Origin of the sequence: Leptospira interrogans (assembly GCF_900156205.1) — a bacterium.
Classification (GTDB): Bacteria; Spirochaetota; Leptospiria; order Leptospirales; family Leptospiraceae; genus Leptospira; species Leptospira interrogans.
The window spans coordinates 52,032-70,152 of sequence record NZ_FTNA01000003.1 but is presented as its reverse complement, the minus strand read 5'-3'; the positions used below and the strand labels follow the sequence as shown (position 1 = coordinate 70,152).

General features: G+C 34.9%; 13 protein-coding genes. 3 read left to right on the top strand and 10 right to left on the bottom strand.

Annotation, left to right across the window (positions count from 1 at the left end; all coding sequences use genetic code 11):
* Positions 1 to 717: 717 nt before the first annotated feature.
* On the bottom strand, positions 718 to 1,809 hold the full coding sequence (locus BW942_RS03305; RefSeq protein ID WP_000812257.1) for a hypothetical protein: 1,092 nt from the start codon (positions 1,807 to 1,809) through the stop codon (positions 718 to 720).
* A gap of 82 nt (positions 1,810 to 1,891) precedes the next feature.
* Positions 1,892 to 2,671 (bottom strand): GNAT family N-acetyltransferase, encoded by a 780-nt coding sequence (locus tag BW942_RS03300; RefSeq protein WP_000536473.1) that lies wholly within the window; start codon positions 2,669 to 2,671, stop codon positions 1,892 to 1,894.
* Between the two features lie 287 nt (positions 2,672 to 2,958).
* On the opposite strand from BW942_RS03300, the gene BW942_RS03290 reads away from it, so the two are divergent.
* Positions 2,959 to 3,207 (top strand): hypothetical protein, encoded by a 249-nt coding sequence (locus BW942_RS03290; protein WP_000277019.1) that lies wholly within the window; start codon positions 2,959 to 2,961, stop codon positions 3,205 to 3,207.
* A 418-nt stretch (positions 3,208 to 3,625) separates the two neighbouring features.
* Here the strand turns inward: BW942_RS03290 and BW942_RS03285 are convergent, their stop codons facing one another.
* From BW942_RS03285 to BW942_RS03275, 3 genes are all read right to left on the bottom strand, one after another.
* Positions 3,626 to 4,072 carry a hypothetical protein gene (locus BW942_RS03285; protein ID WP_000952185.1) on the bottom strand — a complete coding sequence of 149 codons (447 nt, stop codon included), beginning with the start codon at positions 4,070 to 4,072 and terminating at the stop codon, positions 3,626 to 3,628.
* Between the two features lie 80 nt (positions 4,073 to 4,152).
* A complete protein-coding gene (locus BW942_RS03280) occupies positions 4,153 to 4,947 on the bottom strand; it encodes a hypothetical protein (protein WP_000167513.1) in 795 nt (264 codons plus the stop codon).
* 360 nt (positions 4,948 to 5,307) lie between these two features.
* Entirely contained in the window at positions 5,308 to 6,159 is an 852-nt protein-coding gene (locus BW942_RS03275) for an alpha/beta fold hydrolase (protein ID WP_001047532.1), read from the bottom strand.
* 1,459 nt (positions 6,160 to 7,618) lie between these two features.
* On the opposite strand from BW942_RS03275, the gene add reads away from it, so the two are divergent.
* Positions 7,619 to 8,926: an adenosine deaminase gene (gene add / locus BW942_RS03265; RefSeq protein ID WP_306795543.1), complete on the top strand. Its 1,308-nt coding sequence runs from the start codon at positions 7,619 to 7,621 to the stop codon at positions 8,924 to 8,926.
* A gap of 253 nt (positions 8,927 to 9,179) precedes the next feature.
* Positions 9,180 to 9,584: a VOC family protein gene (locus BW942_RS03260; RefSeq protein ID WP_001183065.1), complete on the top strand. Its 405-nt coding sequence runs from the start codon at positions 9,180 to 9,182 to the stop codon at positions 9,582 to 9,584.
* Here BW942_RS03260 and BW942_RS03255 read toward each other — a convergent pair.
* The 5 genes from BW942_RS03255 to crcB all read right to left on the bottom strand — a co-directional run bounded on the left by BW942_RS03255 (position 9,566) and on the right by crcB (position 17,262).
* Positions 9,566 to 9,904, bottom strand: a complete 339-nt coding sequence (locus BW942_RS03255; RefSeq protein WP_001235980.1) for an LA_3781 family PerA/PerB upregulated protein — start codon at positions 9,902 to 9,904, stop codon at positions 9,566 to 9,568. The genes BW942_RS03260 and BW942_RS03255 overlap by 19 nt on opposite strands.
* A gap of 9 nt (positions 9,905 to 9,913) precedes the next feature.
* On the bottom strand, positions 9,914 to 10,294 hold the full coding sequence (locus BW942_RS03250; protein WP_011172086.1) for a Bor/Iss family lipoprotein: 381 nt from the start codon (positions 10,292 to 10,294) through the stop codon (positions 9,914 to 9,916).
* Positions 10,269 to 10,706, bottom strand: a complete 438-nt coding sequence (locus tag BW942_RS03245; protein ID WP_000494002.1) for an LIC_10463 family lipoprotein — start codon at positions 10,704 to 10,706, stop codon at positions 10,269 to 10,271. The genes BW942_RS03250 and BW942_RS03245 overlap by 26 nt, the downstream gene beginning before the upstream one ends.
* Positions 10,707 to 10,749: 43 nt before the next feature.
* Positions 10,750 to 16,422 carry a lipoprotein adhesin LigB gene (ligB, locus tag BW942_RS03240; protein ID WP_082279631.1) on the bottom strand — a complete coding sequence of 1,891 codons (5,673 nt, stop codon included), beginning with the start codon at positions 16,420 to 16,422 and terminating at the stop codon, positions 10,750 to 10,752.
* Positions 16,423 to 16,878: 456 nt separating this feature from the next.
* Positions 16,879 to 17,262 carry a fluoride efflux transporter CrcB gene (crcB, locus tag BW942_RS03230; RefSeq protein WP_001011702.1) on the bottom strand — a complete coding sequence of 128 codons (384 nt, stop codon included), beginning with the start codon at positions 17,260 to 17,262 and terminating at the stop codon, positions 16,879 to 16,881.
* Positions 17,263 to 18,121 lie beyond the last annotated feature (859 nt).

Sequence of the window (18,121 nt, the reverse complement as noted above, 5' to 3'; positions counted from 1 at the left end):
TGTAGGAACTACTGCAAATTTGGGAATTTACAGTTAGTTCTAAAAATGTGGGAACTCTTTTCTCGAAAGAATATTTTTTAACGTGAGTTCGGCGTTGAGAACTCATGATTCTGAAAAAAGTTGAAATCTGAGCTTTATAGATCGATTCCTTAAATGTGGGAACTACTGCAAACCACGATTTTACAAACAAATTCTGAAATTGTAGGAACTCATACTTTTAGAAAAGTCTTTCTTAGTCGAACAACTCAGTGCTAAAATGGGATTTAAATTTTAATGATGGTCGTAAAATAACTGTTTTGTCCAAAAATCTGATTGGACGGTGATTCTTTTATATCTTATAGTAGTTCCCACAATTTTCAAAGTTTAACTATGAAATCTACGATTTGTGGGAGTTCCCACACCTTTGACAGTTTCAAATAAACTTTATTGTTTTAAACTCACCTAGGAGTTCCTACATTCTGGTGTTTTGAGACAAGTTTTTAAGGTTTTTACGTAAAAATTAACTTTTATGAGGTGCACTTTTGTAAAGTCTAAAGATGACGATCTTTTCTAGATAAAATCTTTTTCAGAGGTTTTTAGAAAATTAAAGAATTCTATTATAATATTTTTCTTAAATACTTGTTGGGGAGTGTAGGCGATTTATTTTTAAAAAGTATATGTTTTCTATTGTGATTTAAGTTAAGAAGCTTACTTATTTTTTACAAAAGTTTTTAGGATCTACTTTAAAAAATCTGAAGTCGTATCGGGATAAATTTGAGAAGCTAAAATAAAAATAAAAACGCTGACCGCGATTCCCATCGAAGCAAACAATACGTCTTTTCCTACTTTTCGAAACGTTTCCAAATAAGGAAGATCTCTAAACGTCATAAAATTAAGAATGATTTCTCTTCCTGCTAACATTCCTAAAAATACCCAAGTAGTTGACATGGGCATTTTACTCCATTCGTAAAATACGATTAGAATTGTTCCATAAACTAAATCCACGATTGTTGCTGCTTTGGACCATTGAATATCCGATTTTTCAGTTACGAGTTCTTGAATGGTTCCTCCATTTGTGTAAAGAATGATTCCCAGAGCAGCAACTAACATAACCATTGCGAGGATGAATTCTAAAATAGAAAGTTGTCTAGGTAAATAAACTACAATATTGGCTGCGTCTTGTCGTAGCCATGCGACCCAAAGATAAATCGTAGATAACCACTGAAAAAGCGCCCAACGTTTTTCACTTTTAAGATCGGGAACATGATCTTCTTTATATTCTTTAGGATCGACTTTTACCAGAATTCCCCAGACGAGTATCGCGATACCAAACGCGATTCCGTAACCAAAAAATGATTTAGTCAGCATTTTTTCGATATTACTTCCACCAAAAAGTCCTAAGATCAAAAAAGTAGTGGAGATAGGGGATTTTAATCTAGTAATCACTACTAAAATCAAAGGAGCTAAAAGTTGTATCAGATTAAATCGTCGAACTTCTGGAAAATTTTCCAATCGACCAAAATGAATCTGAGCATCGTTCCAGATCCAAGCGATTAAAAAAATAACGATCACGGTTCCACCTAAGACGACTAACTTTGAAATCCAATGAACGTTTTTTTTACTTTCTATAAAAGTTCCTACGGTTTGTACTGCGTCATTTCCCGCGACGGAAAACGCACTGATAAAAAATGCAAACCAGCCTAAATAATAAGAAGAGAGTCCAAATTGATAAGAGACGATCATCAGAATTCCAGAAATCGTAACTAAGGAATAAAATCGAATTTGATCCCGAATGCTAGGATGTTGAAAGTCTATTTCATTTTGTTTCATTGAAAAGGGATCTACAAAGCAAATGCTTAAAAAGATACTAATAAAACTCCAGAACTCCCGTCAAGGTGTTCCGGAGAGTTGTTTAATCTAGAAAACGTTTTCCATATTTGGATTCTATATCTCGAATATCGAATAGTATAAAAAAATCTATGGTTTTAAAAACTTTATCCAATGCCGGAGTTCCACAAATTTGAGCTCCCGCCCTGAGATAACCTTTAATTAATGCGGGAACTCTTTTATGAACTGCTTTCATATCGTCTGGTTGATAGTTAGGATCGAAATCAGAAATTTCAAAATTTGGAAGTGGTGTTATATCAAATTCTTTTCCAACGAGAGCGTTCTTATCTTTTAGATATGCATAAATTTCGTTTGCAGATTGTACATCTGTTTGATGTATAGAGCCACATCCAAAAAGGTATCTAACGTTATATTTTTGCATATACGCTCCGAGTCCCGCCCAAAGCATAGAGATCACAGAACCGTCTCTATATTCTGGATGAACACAACTTCTTCCGATCTCTGCGGTTTCTGCATCCAATTCGTAAATTTTTGTAATGTCAAATTCGTTGTCTGAATAAAAACCTAAATTTTGTTTTGCTACGGATCTTCTTAAAATTCGATAAGTTCCTACAATTTTGTTTTCTTGGTTCTTATCGATTACGATCAAATGGTCGCAGAAAAGATCATATTCGTCCCTATCTTTACGAGTTGCAGCGGATTGAGGAAGTCCTTCTCCCAATTCGAGATTGAAAACTTCATAACGAAGTGCAAGAGTTCGTTCTATTTCTAATTGGTTTTCGGCGATCCGAACTTCCAGTTTTCGTTCTGTTTTGATCTTGTTATTCACGAAACCAGTTCCCATAATAGTAACTCCTTCGGTTTTAGAATATTCAAAATACTATTCGTTTTTTTTACGTTTAGATTACATGGGAAATAAATTTCTGTGACCTAATTATTACTCGGATGTATGAAAATAGTACTAAAAATAAACGATCGATTTTACTAAAGATGTATAAATTTTCAAAAATTGCATCTAACTCGGAATGATTGGCTTTTTGAAGTAGATCCTACATTCTAAATTTTGAAACAAGCTAATTAGGTATTACTTTTGGAGTAGTTGAAGAAAACCGATGTTTAAAAGGTATTTTGTTGTATAAAAAAATTACAAGAGAAACATTTACAGACAATCTGAGTATTTTTCCATATACTGATAAATTAATGAAAGTGTTTATTGGTTTGATTGAAGATAGTAATTGCTCCGTCTTTAATCCATTCAATAGACGGATTCGGGATTTTTTATTATCTGATAACAAACACGAAACTTTAACTAAGATTACTAAAGTTATAAATAGTGTGAGTTCGGTCATGATTCATTTTTCTAAAAAAGTTAGGATCTGAGCTTTGTAGATCGATTCCTAAAATGTGGGAACTTTCACAATTTATAATCGCGAAAAGAACTATTCAAAGATGTATATTTTATTTTAAGAGACTTAATCTGTGGGAACTATCACAAATCACGATTTTACGAATAAATTCTAAAATTGTAGGAACTCATACTTTTAGAAAATTCTTTCTCGTTCGCCAAACTCACGTTAAAGAATTTTTCTTTGAAATTTTTAAAAGAATATCACCTATCATAATAGTTTTTGTAATACAATGTAAACTTTTAGATGAAATGTGGCGAGGCTACGAGAGATCATGAAACGCAGTGACAATTTTTAGAACTACTGTGTTTTGGTATTATTGAGTTCTATAAAATTAAGTGCTGCGAGTCCTTATTGTAACGGGCTGTTAGTGTAAAATATTCAGTGTTCGGTTATATAGTTCTGAAAAAATTGAAAGCTTTCTGGATGATCTTTTCATATTCAGTTTTATTAAAGAAAATAGATTCTATATTTGTCATTAAATATGGCTCTTCATAACCATTTTCATATGCAAAATCACTCCATATATATTTTGAACTATCAAATGTAATCTTGCAAGCATATGCACCACAACTTATATCTCCACATTCAGGACAAATATAAATTAAAGATCGTCCAGAGTCAGTTTTAGGGAGTTGTAAAAGTAATAATTCTTTATAAATATCTAAGTTATCAAACTCTTTCACAAAACAACCCATAAAATCACCTTCTTTGTCTAGTTTATTTAGCAAAGACTTTTTATTGATTAAAAAATCAAGAGATGAACGTTCGGTTGTGTAACTTGAACTCGACGTAAATCCTTTTCTGTGTAGAATCGTAAAGCCAAGTTGTGATAACATCACCTAACATCCCGAATATTAATTTTTGCCATCAATTTATTTTTTGTTTGTTAAAAGCAAAATTCAAAACTTTCGCCTAACTAAGATTCAATGATGTTGAGTTTGATCGTATCTAAGATTTTGGCTACTTTCTTGTCGAATTTTTTATTGAATACAAAGGAGTTTAAAGTCTTTTCTAAAAATAGAATCATTTCGACGGCCTTCCATTTTAGAATGTCTTTATGATTTTGGATTTTACCAGAATGAAGATCGGTGGAAATTCCGCGAATGGATTGATTTTTGAAATCCCTTCTGAGCGCGATAAATAGGGCCTGCGATTCGGGAGTTAAAAATCTAAATTTTTTAGAAAAGAGTACTGCATCGTGAAAGTATTCAGGTCGAATTACTGAGCCGTTTAATCTGAGAGATAAAATTAAAAAACCTATAAAGTCTGAAATCTGGTGAAAAATTCCAAGGCCAGGGACGTCTTGTCCGGGATACAATCTACTTTTATCCATAGTTTGAGATTTCGGATGACGTGTTTGTAACCAATTTATGATCAGATACTTCTCTTTGAAGAAGTAGTCGTTGATTTCTAATCTATATTCTTGAATGCTTAAACGAAGATGTAATAAAATTTCCTTATCGGAAATTAAAACGAGTCTTTGAAAATCTTCTCCCATACCTGAAATTTCAAGTTGAACTTTGGTATAACCTTTCTTTCGGATTTCAGGAAGAATTCCGGTGATTTCTAATAGTTCTAATATATTTTCTCTTGTTAGAGAATTGAAAAGATCACCTTCTTGATACGGAAAGATAGAACCGTCTGCGCCGGTTAAAAATTCGTCATATACGAAATCGAAAAATCTAGGATTACCGTAACTCGATTTGGTCATGATAGTATAATAAAGTCAAAGAGATTTAAAATGAAGTCTTTTTGTTTCACGATTCCATCAAAATCTTTGATTATTTTTTTTTTCAAGGAAATCCCTAAGTCAAAAAATTGCAAATCATAAGATCGATGAACCCTAAGTTTTGCTAAACGGTTTTGTTTAAATTCCTGTTATTTTATCAAAAATATCGGGTTGATAACTGAGTACAAAATTCTTTTGTCTAAGTTTGGTGATCCTATCTTTACTAGTTTCTATATAATAAATGTCGTAAATTTTAAAATAAATTCCAGTTTAAAACAAAATTTTGTGCATTGTTATATAGTTCTGAATGATAATATTTTAAAAATAAAGAAGATCCAATTTTTATAGAATGGATTTTAGTACTTGGTCCGGAGCCTCCACTTGAGGGTAGTGACCAATTCTTAAAAGTTCTACTATGTCTGCCGAAGGAACGAGTTCTTTATATCGTTTTACAATATTCGTACCGCTTATCGGATCTTCTATACCATTAATCATTCGAATTGGGATTGGAGAATTGAGTAAAACATTTACCCAACGTGACCGGTTTATTTTTCTCTCTTGTATATATCGAATCAATTTATAGGCAATTTTTTCTCCACCATCAAAAGAAACTAACTCCCAGAATTGATCTAATTCTTCTAGACTCGGTTTTGTATTTACTCCGAAAACAGAGGAAAAACTTTTTTGAAAAGACTTGCGATTCATAAATTCGGAAAGAATCCATCCCAAAGGACTATGTAATAGTTTTTGTATGAACTTGGGTCTATGAGATTCCGGAAAAATTCCTCCGTTAAGTAAAGTGATCGCTTGAATATTCAGTCCTTTTTTTCCCGAATTTTTTCTATCTATAAAACGTGCGAGTAATTCCTGTGTTACCGTATCTCCTAAATCATGAGCGAGAATTTTGGTTTCTAAGATTCCTTTGTCGCTTAATAATTTTTCGATTATATCCGCTTGTAAAAAAATTGAATAATCAATTTTAGGTTTGGATGAAAATCCGAATCCTAACATGTCCAGAGCGATGACTCTTCTATTTTTAGAAAGTGGTCGCCAGATTTTTTCCCAATCAAAAGACGCGGTCGGAAATCCATGGATCAAAAGTATATTTTCACCTTTACCTTCTTCTTTTAAAAAAATTTTCCAGTTTTGATAAGAAAAATATTCTCCAGATTGTTTCCATTTTTCTAAGTTCATATGATCTCCATTTTGCTCAAGGAAACATCTATAAAGTCTAAAAAGAATCTTTGTTCAATCATATTTTTTTGTTTTGTGGTCTTTATAAAAGAGTTGTTGAAAAATTCCCTAGTTCCGATTAACAAAACTGCTTCAATTGCCATTTCCATAAAATAGAAACAAATGGAGAATTAATTTTTCAACAATTCTAAAAATTAAAAATCTATTTTATAGAAGTTTGTCCAAAACATTAGAAAAAACTGTTACAGTTATTTGGCAAGTTTTTAACAAAATGAAATCATTAAGTTTTTTATACAGTTTTTTAAATCTTTTCTTGTGATTGAATTTTGAAATCCAAAGGACCAATTCTATTCAAAATGAAAGATGTTCTATTGATTCCTATAAAATTTGAGTGCGGTAGATTTTTATTACAAAGTTCTGTTTCGATGTAAAAAATATTGAGAACTTATTGAACGTGAATTCGACGTAAGGAATCCATGATTCATTTTTCTAAAAAAGTTAGGATCTGAGCTTTGCGGATCGATTCCTAAAATGTGAGAACTACTAAAATTTATAAAATAGAAGTTTATAACAATTGAATCTGTTGTATTCAAGTGTGGGAAACTCACACAAAATTTAGGTTTGTTTGTAAAACGATGTGGAAATTCCAGTAGATCACGATTTTACGAACAAATTCTAAAATTAGAGGGACTTATACTTTTAGAAAATTCTTTCTCGTTTTCTTACGTCGAACTCACGTTATTTATACAGTTCTGAGTAATGATTAGAAATCAGTAAAACAAAAATATTATAAAAATATATTATAGTCATTTAGTAAATTTTTGACAAAACAGACTGAACTGGTTTCTATTGTTTTCATGCGTCCGAGTAGTGATTATAATCCAATGCGAAAGAGATTCAAACGTAGGAAACTTGGCAAAATGCCCTCTACCATAACCAACCTCACAAGTGTTGTATCTCAAGATTAATCTGTCGGAATTACGACAAAGCCTCTGTGAAATTTAGTTCCCACAACGCGATCTGTCGAGTGCCCATAGAAGTGAGATGGGGTTGGTTATGGTTCTCTAAGGATCGTGTTTTATAATCAACTGTAATTCAAGACGAAATATTGCATTACATTTCTTTCATGTAATTGATTCACTGAGCTGAACGCGCGGTACGGCAATGTCGGATTCGTCCAGATTCTCTTTTGTTAATTCATATGATTGAAGTGTAAACTATTGGATTGGGTACTTTATTATGTAGTTTTAAGTAGAATCAGTTCTGTTGAATTTTGATGGATGGAACATTTTTGAACGAAACATTGGGTTTTCAGGAAAGATCGGATTGATTTTGGAGCAAAGTGGAAAGGTTAGGGGTCATTTGGTTCTTAGGTCATTCAAACTTTGATACTTGAATCAGAATTGAAATCTTTTCCTGGAAAATATATATTGCCTTAGTGGCTTTAACTTTTCAAGAGATTTTAGATAGAATTCGGATCATCGATCGAGACGTGACCGAACTGAACCGTTTGAAGTCTAGACTTCCTGCGGACCGACCTTATTCTTCTTCTTTACAAATTTCTTTTGATAAACAAATCAACGAACTCTTAAACGAAAGAGTCGGTCTCATGGAACTTGAGGTCCTAGATCCGCCTTCTTGGATCTTAGGAGTTCCTACAACTGGGATTTCTCAGGAAACTCCGGTTCCACTCAAAGGCCTTTTTCCGTCCGGAGATCTTTCTAAGGAAAAACCGGACGATCAAGACGTAATTAATTTCCTACGAGAACTTCCTAAAACGGAAATTCATCTCCACCTTGAGGCGTGTGTTAATAAGGACACGATGAAAAGATTGATGGCTAAAAATGGAATTAATGTAACGGATGAAGAGTTTGAAGCTAAATTCAATTTTAAGGATTTAAACAGTTTCATTCAGGTATTCTTTTTTATTCAGTCGCTTGTTAAAGAACCTTCTGATTTCTCATTTTTTATAGAAAGTCTCGCGGAATACATGAGAGCGAATAACATCCTTTATACGGAAGTTTTTTTTGCACCTTCTAAGTTTATTCAGAACGGTCTCGATTTTGAAGAAATGATCGATTTTTTAGTCAATCGAATTCGAGAAGAAAAAGAAAACGACGGTATCGTCATACGTCTATTAGTTGATGTTTCCAGATCCTTTGGGCCAGAAAATGCGATGAAAAATCTAGATCGGGTTCTAAAACTGAGACATCCGGAAGTGATTGGAATTGGTCTTGGAGGCGCGGAACTTATGGGACCCGCCAGGGATTATCAAGGGGTTTTTCAAAAAGCGAGGGAAGCGGGGCTCAGAGTGGTGGCGCATTCCGGAGAAGACGATGGTCCTTGGGCAATTTGGGAGGCGGTGGAACTTCTCAAAGCGGAGAGGATTGGACACGGAACTTCTGCGATCCAAGATCCCGAGTTAGTAAAATATCTTAGGGAGAATCATATTCCAATCGAGATTTGTGTGACGTCTAACGTATTTACTGGTAAATACGTTAGAAAAGAACAAAACCATCCAGTTCGTTATTATTACGATCAGGGTCTTCCTCTTAGTATCAATACGGACGATCCTGAGATATTCAATGTAAATCTTACATACGAATATTATAAACTTTGGAGATTCTTAGATTTCTCTTTGGATGAGATCGTAGATTTGATCCGTCAAGGTGTTTTTGCTTCCTTCCATCCCAATAAAGAATCTCTCTGGGCCGAAATGGAAAAAAACATTCATCTCGTAAAAACAAGATACGGTCTAAAAAGATAAAAATTGTTTTGAAAATAATTTGAACGTTCTCGTTTCCTTTAAATTACCGTTTGGAAAACTTAGAATTTAACTCAAAAATACTTTATCTTTGTTTAAAATGCCGAATTTTAAGATAATTTCTAGTAACTTTGAACTCAAAGTTTTGCTTTTATTAGTCATCAGTGAAACCATAGAATTTATGAAACGGTAGAATTCTTTTCAAATAAATTGAATTTTACTTTTCGATCCTTTCGATTTCTGAAATCTGAGTCCCATGCAACCAAGAATGAATTTGATTACTCTCGGAGTGAGGGACCTAAAAAAAGCGGTTCATTTTTACGAACAAGGTCTTGGGTTTCCTAAAATGAAATTTGAAGGAAATGTCGCCTTCTTTACGTTAAACGGAACTTGGCTCGCTTTGTATCCTTGGGAAGAACTTGCCGCAGACGCGGGTGTTTCCGCGGAAGGTAACGGTTTTAGAGGTTTTACCATTGCTTACAATGGACAATCTAAAGAAGAAGTGGATCAAGTAATCGCAAAGGCGGAAAAAGTAGGTGCCAAAATTGTTAAGCGACCTCAGGAAGTTTTTTGGGGAGGTTACTCCGGTTACTTCCAAGATCCGGAAGGATTTTATTGGGAGGTCGCTTGGAATCCCGGCTTTTATCCGGGACCTTCTTGATTTACTTGATTGGTAGTTTCTTTTTTGCAGAATATTTGTACGGTTCTTTGAGTATATATTCCGCCGATTATCCAATGGATCAAATTGTCCCAGAAGTTTCTTGAAATTAGAATTTCTGGTTTTCCTTCGGGACATTGAACTTCCGGAGTATCAAATGTGTTTATCAAACCTAATAACAAACCTCCTTGTTTGTAGGTTTGTTCAGGTTCGGACTCGGTAGCAATCGAATACTTTTTATCATGGATTTGTAATGTAGTATTGTAACAGTTAATCATTGTTAACGTTATTAAAGTAAAAAATAATATTTTAAAAAGTCTCATAGTTTTAACTCAGTTATAACAGGTTAGATTTAAGGTTCTAGGAGTATAAATTCCGAGAGTCAATTGTTCATAAAGAGAATCTAAAAACGTGGAATATTGACGTATTTCTTTGATCTCGTTTGTACAATAGTCACTTACATTGACGTGGTGTTTTTTTGGAATCATTCCCCAAAAATAAAAGGATTGAGAAACGACATGAACCTTAGGCGGTTGTGCGTTGAGTCTGGCCCTTTCTTCCAAATCGTTTTTACACTGTCTTCTCAGTATAGGCGGCATACACGATTTTGGTGGTTTTTGTGCGAAACTTACTTGTACGTTTTGACAAGAGGTAAATAAACTTAAAATCAAAAATGTTATGAAGATCCTAATAATTGGATGTTGCTTTGACATTTATATAACCCTTCCCGAATATTCCTATAAAAAGATTAAAATCTGATTTTTTCGTATTCGTGTTTTTATAAACGGCTGCAGTATATCTGCCTTTTTCCAATAATTGATTTTCGATTTTACAAGAGTATGTATTTCCTAAATTTGTATTTGTACATTCTTTCTTTGAGTCAAAAAGAAATCCTTTTTTAATTAGTTCAACCTTTAGATCCGGATCCGTGGAATCGATTTGTATGTTTCCACGGACGTTTTCGGATTGGTTTATGGTAAATTCATAATTTTGAATATTTTTTTCAGGACTGATTTTTCCGTGAACGAAAGTCTGAAGACGAACTGTTCCGTTTTGTTCGCTTTGATCGAATATAAGCCTTTCTGAATTTTCGTTTATTTTACAGGAGATTAATCCGGTAAACATACAAGCCATTATCGTCACGATGATTCTTAATGAATTTTGCATATTATTGATTCTGTTGTCTGTAAATTTTGACCGGTTTATTTTTGTTTCCTACGCTTATATATACGAAATTTACACCAAAATTCATTCCGGATATAGCCGAATAAATTTGACGATTGGTAACGTCTCTTAATCCGCCTATTCCTATAGGTTCCCAGTTGTGTGATGAACTTCCAGGATTTTCAAGATTTGTTCTCCAGATTTGAATTCCGTTTTCGTTATCAAAACCTATGTAGAGATAAGATCCACTTGCAACCATCATCGTCATACTGTGATTGGAATTGTCTCCAAAGTTTGTAAATCCGGTTCCGTTATCTCCTACTAAAGACCAATCTTCTGCTTCGCAGGTTGTTGTATCGCCGGTTAGAGTCGGATCACATTTCCAAAGTTGGGGTCTTCGATTTGTATAACTTCCGTCCGTACAACCTTCCACAGTTTGTAAACTTTGTCTGAGTCCGGAGTGATCTTCTTTCGTTACGCAGATCGTTCTTGTTACATACAATCTTCCGTTAAATTCTGCGAATTGAGAGAATGCTTTATCCGCCGGAATTAAATTCCGATACTTTGTAAGCTCCAGTGAAAACCAATTGTTATGAGGAGAGTTATGCCACTTCGGATTGGATCTAGGTGCTGTGTCTTTCCAACTGGAACAACGATTGCTCCCCTCACAAGGACTAGGATTTGCACTGGTAGAGTGTATTATACTTCCATTATGTAGTGAATTTGGAAATCCTCCGTTTGCGGCGTAAAGTTTTTCTTTAAAAACGAATAGAGAATCTATTCCCACATAATAACCCCAGTTGATCGAGGAGTTATCAGATGTATAAGTTTCATAATTGTCTGCATCCTCCACGGAGAGGCCGCCGAAATAAGGCATTCTATCGATTCTAAAACGATTACCGCGGTATCCGTCAGAGGCGTCACAATTGTTTCCGGCTGCACATCTATTTTGATCGGATGTATTAAAGGTGATTTTACCGAAATCAGGTGCGTTTAGATTTTTATTTTTTTTTGCAAAACCCACATGGATCCGATCGTCTATAACCGCGATAGATGAAGTTCCTGCAGTCGCCGTTCCAGTAATTTCTCCCATATCGATATATTTAAAATTAAGATTTGTATCGGTATCTGAGGAATAATAGAGATAGTCGAATCTCCTTGGTCTTGAACCTGCTATAAAAATATGAGATTTTTTGTTTAATGATCCGATGGCAAAAACTCCACGTCCATCTTCGTTATCCGGACCACATCCAGTAGTAATGTCTGCACTATTGAGAGTACAACCGGTATGACCGATCGTAACGTAATTCGGAACCGGAATTCCTCCATCTCTTGAAGACGCACGGTTATCGGCATTTATATCTTTGGTAAAAGAGAAAAAAATAGATTCGGGAAAAGTTCCGTCGTAATTGAATCGAGCTGCTTGGTTTCCTTTTACATTCGGTCCTAGATAGATTTGATTGTTGTAATCTACAAGAAAGCCGAAATCGGAACCGTCTCCAAAAGGATCTGACATGATCGGGCCATCCATAAAGTTGAGAGGGGAATTTCCACAACCTATAAAGTTGATTCTATCTTTCGGAGAAGATTGTAGGTTTTCTTGATCGAATGAATCTCTAATTGCTCCCCAGGATTTGTTGTCAAAGCCGTCTCCGTTCAAATCATTTGCGGCGATGATCGTATATTGACCACCTGATTGAAGAAGGGAGTGTGTTAAACATATTTTCGAGGAGTCTGCCGGTGCTCCACCGCATACTTTTCCATCTAAAATTCTAACGCTCGTAATACTTCCCAATGAAGACACACCTGCAAATTTATATCTGGATTCACACTGGGACGGATTTGAACATTCCACGGATTTTGTTGCTTCCTTTCCCGAATATAAAGGTTTGGAAAAAGAAACGATCACTTGGTTTAAGGAATTACAAACTGCACTTGTAAGTTTGAGTTGTTCTTTTCCTATAAAATCAGAGTTATTTGGACAACTTAAGGAATTTGGAATGGAAGAAAGATCGTGAATTCCTTGTTTGTTGACTACAAGTGTGTATGATTTGTTTAAGATTTGTGAATGTGAAAGTGTGATCGTAAAAGTATTTTTACTTCCTTTGATACTACTAAGAGAAAAATCTGCGGTTTGAGAATTGGAATTGAAGTCCGTATTATCTGAACAATGTCCTATAAAATTGGAACTATCAATTATTTTGTAATTGGATAAATCAAGGGCTTCCTTATTGTTTATGGATTCTGAATATACAACTTGGATGGTAGTAGGTGATAAGGAAACTACCGATTGAACCGTTGGAGCTATCGTGTCCGTTTTGTTTACTGTGAGGATTGTATTTCCAGATACTGAACCGTAGGTCGCTGTGATTATAGAGTTTCCAGAAGCAATCCCTGTAACCAATCCTTTCGTTTTAGATGCGTTACTCACCTTTGCCTGAGATTTATTTGAGCTGGACCATGTAACCGAAGAAGTTAAATCCGCTTTGGTCCCATCCGAATACGTTCCCACCGCGAAAAATTGTTTTGATACGGTTGCGTTTATATTTGTATTGATAGGAGATATTGAAATCGAAGAAAGGGTTGCTGCGCTGACCGTTATGTCTATGTTTTCCGAGATGGAATTGTAAGTCGCAGTGATTTTGCTGTTTCCAATCTGTAAAGCGGTCGCTTTTCCCTTGGTTTCGGTCGAATTAGAGATGCTGATCGAGTCAGAATTGGAACTGGACCAGGTAACTGAATCGCTGATGTCCTGAATGGTGGAGTCTGAATAAACGCCAAGCGCAGTATATTGTTGGGTAAGTCCCTTGGCGATGTTATTGTTGACTGGATTGATTTTAATGGAATCTAACGTGGCAGCACTTACATTAAAATTTATTTTATTACTGCTTATAGAATTGTAAATCGCAGAGATGTTGGAAGAACCTATTGAAAGTGCGGTTGCTAAACCTTTTGCATTGGCAGCGTTATTGATAGGGGCAACGTCGGATTTGGAAGAATACCAGGTCACAAGATTCGTAATTTCTTGTTCAGAGCCATCTATAAAAGTTCCGATCGCTTTAAATTGCTGGGTCAATCCTTTGGCTATTGAACTTGAGGAAGGACTGATAGTTATACTTTTCAGTTTTAAGTCAGTGACTGTAATCGGAATTGGGGAGCTTTGGATGAATTTGTAGACGGCCTTAATATTCGAACTTCCTAATTTAGAGGCTGTCGCTATACCTTTTTTACCGGAAGTGTTTTCGATCTCAATCTTAGATGGATCGGAAGAAATCCAAGTTACAAGCTGAGTCAAATTTTGAGTAGATTTATCTGAAAAGATACCAGTCGCTTTAAATTGTTTTGTAAGACCGTGAGTGATAGAGTTAATCGTCGGTGTTATCTCGATAGAAGTAAGAAGTGCAGGAGTGACATTCAAAACGGAAGAGCCAGATATGGAGTCTATCGTTGCTTTAATATTTGTATTTCCGGTAGCCACTGTTGTAACCGAACCTGTAACGTTGTTAACCATTGCTTTTCCGGGATTGGAAGAAGACCAGGTAGCTAGGGCAGTCACGTCTTGTACGGAATGATCCGTATATGTTCCGGTGGCTTTAAATTGTCGTATTAGACCTTTTGCAACTGACGGATTTATAGGTGTTACGGCAATGGAAATCAATTGTGCCGGAGTTACCTTTAAAATTACTTTAGAACTTTTGATTGAACCGAGGGCTGCGGATATTTCACTCGATCCTGGAGTGAGTGTATTTGTAATACCTTTACTTCCACTGGTATTTTTAATTTCAGCAATATCCGTATTAGAGGAATTCCAGGTAACTTGATTTGTAATATCGGAATTTGAGTTATCCGTAAAGATACCAGTAGCCTTGAATCTTTCTGTGAGTCCCTTTGCTTTGGAAGCAGCAGCCGGTGTGATTTGGATTTCAACAAGCTTTGCAGCTGTAACAGATAACGTAGAAACCGGACTACTTACCTTTCCGAATGTGGCTTTAATATCCGTTGCTCCTGTAGCTGCTCCGTAAGCGTTTCCTTGATTTTTTTGGGCGTTTGAAATCGTCGCGATTGAAGAATCGGATGAGAACCACGTAACAGCGGAAGTAATGTCCTTGTTAGAGTTGTCAGAGTAGATCCCAGTAGCCGTAAATTTTTGAGTTAACCCTTTTGCAAGAGAAGGATTTACAGGATTGATTTGAATAGAAGTGAGAACCGCAGGAACTACAGTAAACCAAGTGTTACCTGAAACTTTTCCTAAGGTTGCGGTAATAGTCGTGTTTCCAACTGAGTTGGTTTTTCCCAGACCTTTATTGTTGTCTAAGTTAGACACGCTTACGATTGCTGAAGAAGAATTCCAAGTGACTTGATCCGTAATATCCTTCTTAGAGTTATCCGTAAAAATCCCGATCGCAGTAAACTTTTGAGTTAGTCCTTTTGCAATGGAAGTGCGAGTTGGAGAGACTTCGATGGAAGTCAATGCAGCTTGTGTAACTTTAAAATCAGTGGATCCTTGTATTCCACCGATGGAAGCAGTGACTTTAACATTCCCTTGGTTGAGTGTGGAAGCTAATCCGTGGCTATCACTTGCATTGGAAATTGAGAGAATATCGGTATTAGAAGAATCCCAAGTAACTTGGTCGGTAATATCCGAGTTTGAATTATCTGTAAAGATCCCTGTAGCTTTAAAGTTTTCTTGTAAACCTTTTGCAACTGTAGAATTTGTCGGAGAAACAGAAATAGAAACTAAGGCTGCTGGAGTAACGATTAGTTTTACGGATCCGATTATATTCTCGCTAGAAGCAGAAACAGTGACAATACCAGTATCAGCTGTTTCTAATATTCCGTTGTTTTGAATATTAGCGATAGTGGAATTAGAAGAATTCCAAATAACAGAAGAGGAAATATCCCTGTTAGAGTTATCCGAATAGATTCCCGTAGCTGTTAGTTTTTGTTTTTTTCCGAGAGGAATATTCAGATCGTTTGAAGTTACTTGGATTTGAGAGAGAACAGCATCTCCAACGGTCATTTCTTCAGCCCCTTGTTTTGATTGAAAGGATGCACGAATATGAGCTGTTCCTAAATTGATCCCTGATGCCAACCCTGAATCATCTACTCGAACCAAATCAGGATTACTGGAAGACCAAACGATCAGTGGTTCGTTGGAAATATCCTGATGAGAACCATCCGAAAAGATACCGATGGCTGAGAATTGACGATTAGTACCTTTAGGTAGTATACCTGACTCTAAACTCGTAACTTGAATTGAGTTAAGAATGGCTGGTGTAACGGTAATTTTTTGTTCAGAGTATAGGCCGTTGTATTCTGCTTTTATAATGGAAGAACCAGAAGCGATTCCTCTGACTCTGTTACCTTCGATTGTTACAACGGATTGGGAATCGGGGACGATGGATGTCGAATCCGTAATATTCTGATTTGTTCCGTTATCAAAGATTGCGGTAACTTCTAGGGTTGTGCTGGTACCGTTTGCGATAGAAGAATCTTGATAACTGAGTTCGATTCTTGTAATAGTCGGATTGGAGTTACCTAACAGAAGGTGGAAAAAGGATGGCTCTTTGCTTTTTTTGCCAGCTGTTAATCCTGCTAGACTGGTTAAAAGTGGCCAAGACATACAACTTTGAAAAAACATCGAAAGAAAAATCGAAATACAAAATATTTTCTTCATAAACACTCACTCTAATTGTTTTATTTGAAGTTTTCATTTTGTGTATTTGCTGTGTTTATTTATTGAGAGCCTTTACAAAATTTAAAAAGGATAATTATCCAATTAGATTTTTGCATCAAGTCGTTGTTTGGCGACTATCAACAAAAATTAAAAATCAATTTTATAGAAGTTCTCTTAAGATTTATTGGATGTAAAAAGTTTGTAAATAAAAACATTTTAAAATTTATAAAAACAAAGTATATAATAAAAGATGAATACTTAAGTATTAAATGGGATCATTGCTGATTTCTATAAAACCAAATAACGTTAATTTTTATCACAAAACGCCGGGTATTTTATTATATCGTTTTCATTAAGAATAAATTAGGTATTATTTAAGAAATGTTTTTTGGTATCGTATAACGATGTTTAATTGAATTTATATTTCGTATAACTTAAGAAGTTATGCATGGTTTATCAAAAATTTTTTATCATCCAAACTCCAGCGAAAGCAAAACCAATTCCACCAACCACACTCAAACAGATATACCCTAAAAATAAAATGTAATGACCTGACTTTAACATTTGAAAGGTTTCGTAGGAAAAAGTGGAGAATGTCGTAAATCCTCCGCAAAAACCAGAAGCCAATAAAAACTTCCATTGAGGGTCAAAGAGTGGAAAACGATCGGATATTGCATAAACAACTCCGATTAAAAAAGAACCAAGTAAGTTTGCAGTTAAAGTTCCCCAAGGAAGAGAATAGCCTAAAACGTTTCCAAACCAGTATTGTAACAAATAGCGGAAAATGCTACCAATTGCGCCACCAAAGGCGATTAATAATAAACTTTTTGAAAAATTCATAATGTAGTAAATTTTAATGTACGAATATAATATTAGAGTTGTTAAAAAATTAATTCTCTATCTTGTTTCTGTTTTATGAAATAGTCGATTGAGGCAGTTCTAATAATCTGAAACTATGGAATTTTTCAACAACTCTATTTAGAATTTTTTTATGGATTTCTATAAAATGGGTATCTTAAATTTTGTCGCAAAACTCTATTATAGAACAGAGCTTTTTTGTATAGTACAAGGTAAATTACAACTTTCAAAGTTACCACGATCAAGGTTTCGTTTAGGTAGAGTTTTAGATACTCCATTATGTAGTTCTGACTGAATAGACTTTAAAATCAATCTTCTTTGAAGCTTCACAAAATGCGGTAGTTTCCACAGATTACGTCTCGTTGTGGATCAACGGTCTTTTAGACTGTTCTTTTCATAATTTAATTCTTGTGAGTTCCCACATTCCGGGCTCTTTTTATGTTTAATGGAACTTCTGTAAAATTCAAAAAGAATAGTTGTTCAATCAAAATTTTGCGTAAAACCGGTGTTTTGCGGTGATTACAAGAATGAAAAGCTATTTTAACGTGAGTTCGGTGTAAGAAAAAACCTTTCTAAAAGTAGTAGTTCCCACATCATTTTACAGACAAACCTAAAAGTTTTGTGAGAGTTCCCACACTTGAATACGACAGATTCAGTCGTTATAAACGTCTATTTTATAAATTGTGGTAGCTCCTACATTTAAAGAATCGATCTATAAAATTCAGGTTCCAACTTTTTTCAGAATCGTGAGTTCCTTACGTCGAACTCACGATATTTTAACGTGGATTTAGAGTTTGCTTCAAAATCTCGAAGAATTTTACGCCGTTATTCTTAAGAAATT

Excerpts from the sequence above, each read along its gene's own strand:
- BW942_RS03305 (WP_000812257.1), bottom strand. The coding sequence starts at position 1,809 with ATGAAACAAAATGAAATAGACTTTCAACATCCTAGCATTCGGGATCAA.
- BW942_RS03300 (WP_000536473.1), bottom strand. The coding sequence starts at position 2,671 with ATGGGAACTGGTTTCGTGAATAACAAGATCAAAACAGAACGAAAACTG.
- BW942_RS03285 (WP_000952185.1), bottom strand. The coding sequence starts at position 4,072 with ATGTTATCACAACTTGGCTTTACGATTCTACACAGAAAAGGATTTACG.
- BW942_RS03280 (WP_000167513.1), bottom strand. The coding sequence starts at position 4,947 with ATGACCAAATCGAGTTACGGTAATCCTAGATTTTTCGATTTCGTATAT.
- BW942_RS03275 (WP_001047532.1), bottom strand. The coding sequence starts at position 6,159 with ATGAACTTAGAAAAATGGAAACAATCTGGAGAATATTTTTCTTATCAA.
- BW942_RS03260 (WP_001183065.1), top strand. The coding sequence starts at position 9,180 with ATGCAACCAAGAATGAATTTGATTACTCTCGGAGTGAGGGACCTAAAA.
- BW942_RS03255 (WP_001235980.1), bottom strand. The coding sequence starts at position 9,904 with ATGAGACTTTTTAAAATATTATTTTTTACTTTAATAACGTTAACAATG.
- BW942_RS03250 (WP_011172086.1), bottom strand. The coding sequence starts at position 10,294 with ATGTCAAAGCAACATCCAATTATTAGGATCTTCATAACATTTTTGATT.
- BW942_RS03245 (WP_000494002.1), bottom strand. The coding sequence starts at position 10,706 with ATGTTTACCGGATTAATCTCCTGTAAAATAAACGAAAATTCAGAAAGG.
- ligB (WP_082279631.1), bottom strand. The coding sequence starts at position 16,422 with ATGAAGAAAATATTTTGTATTTCGATTTTTCTTTCGATGTTTTTTCAA.
- crcB (WP_001011702.1), bottom strand. The coding sequence starts at position 17,262 with ATGAATTTTTCAAAAAGTTTATTATTAATCGCCTTTGGTGGCGCAATT.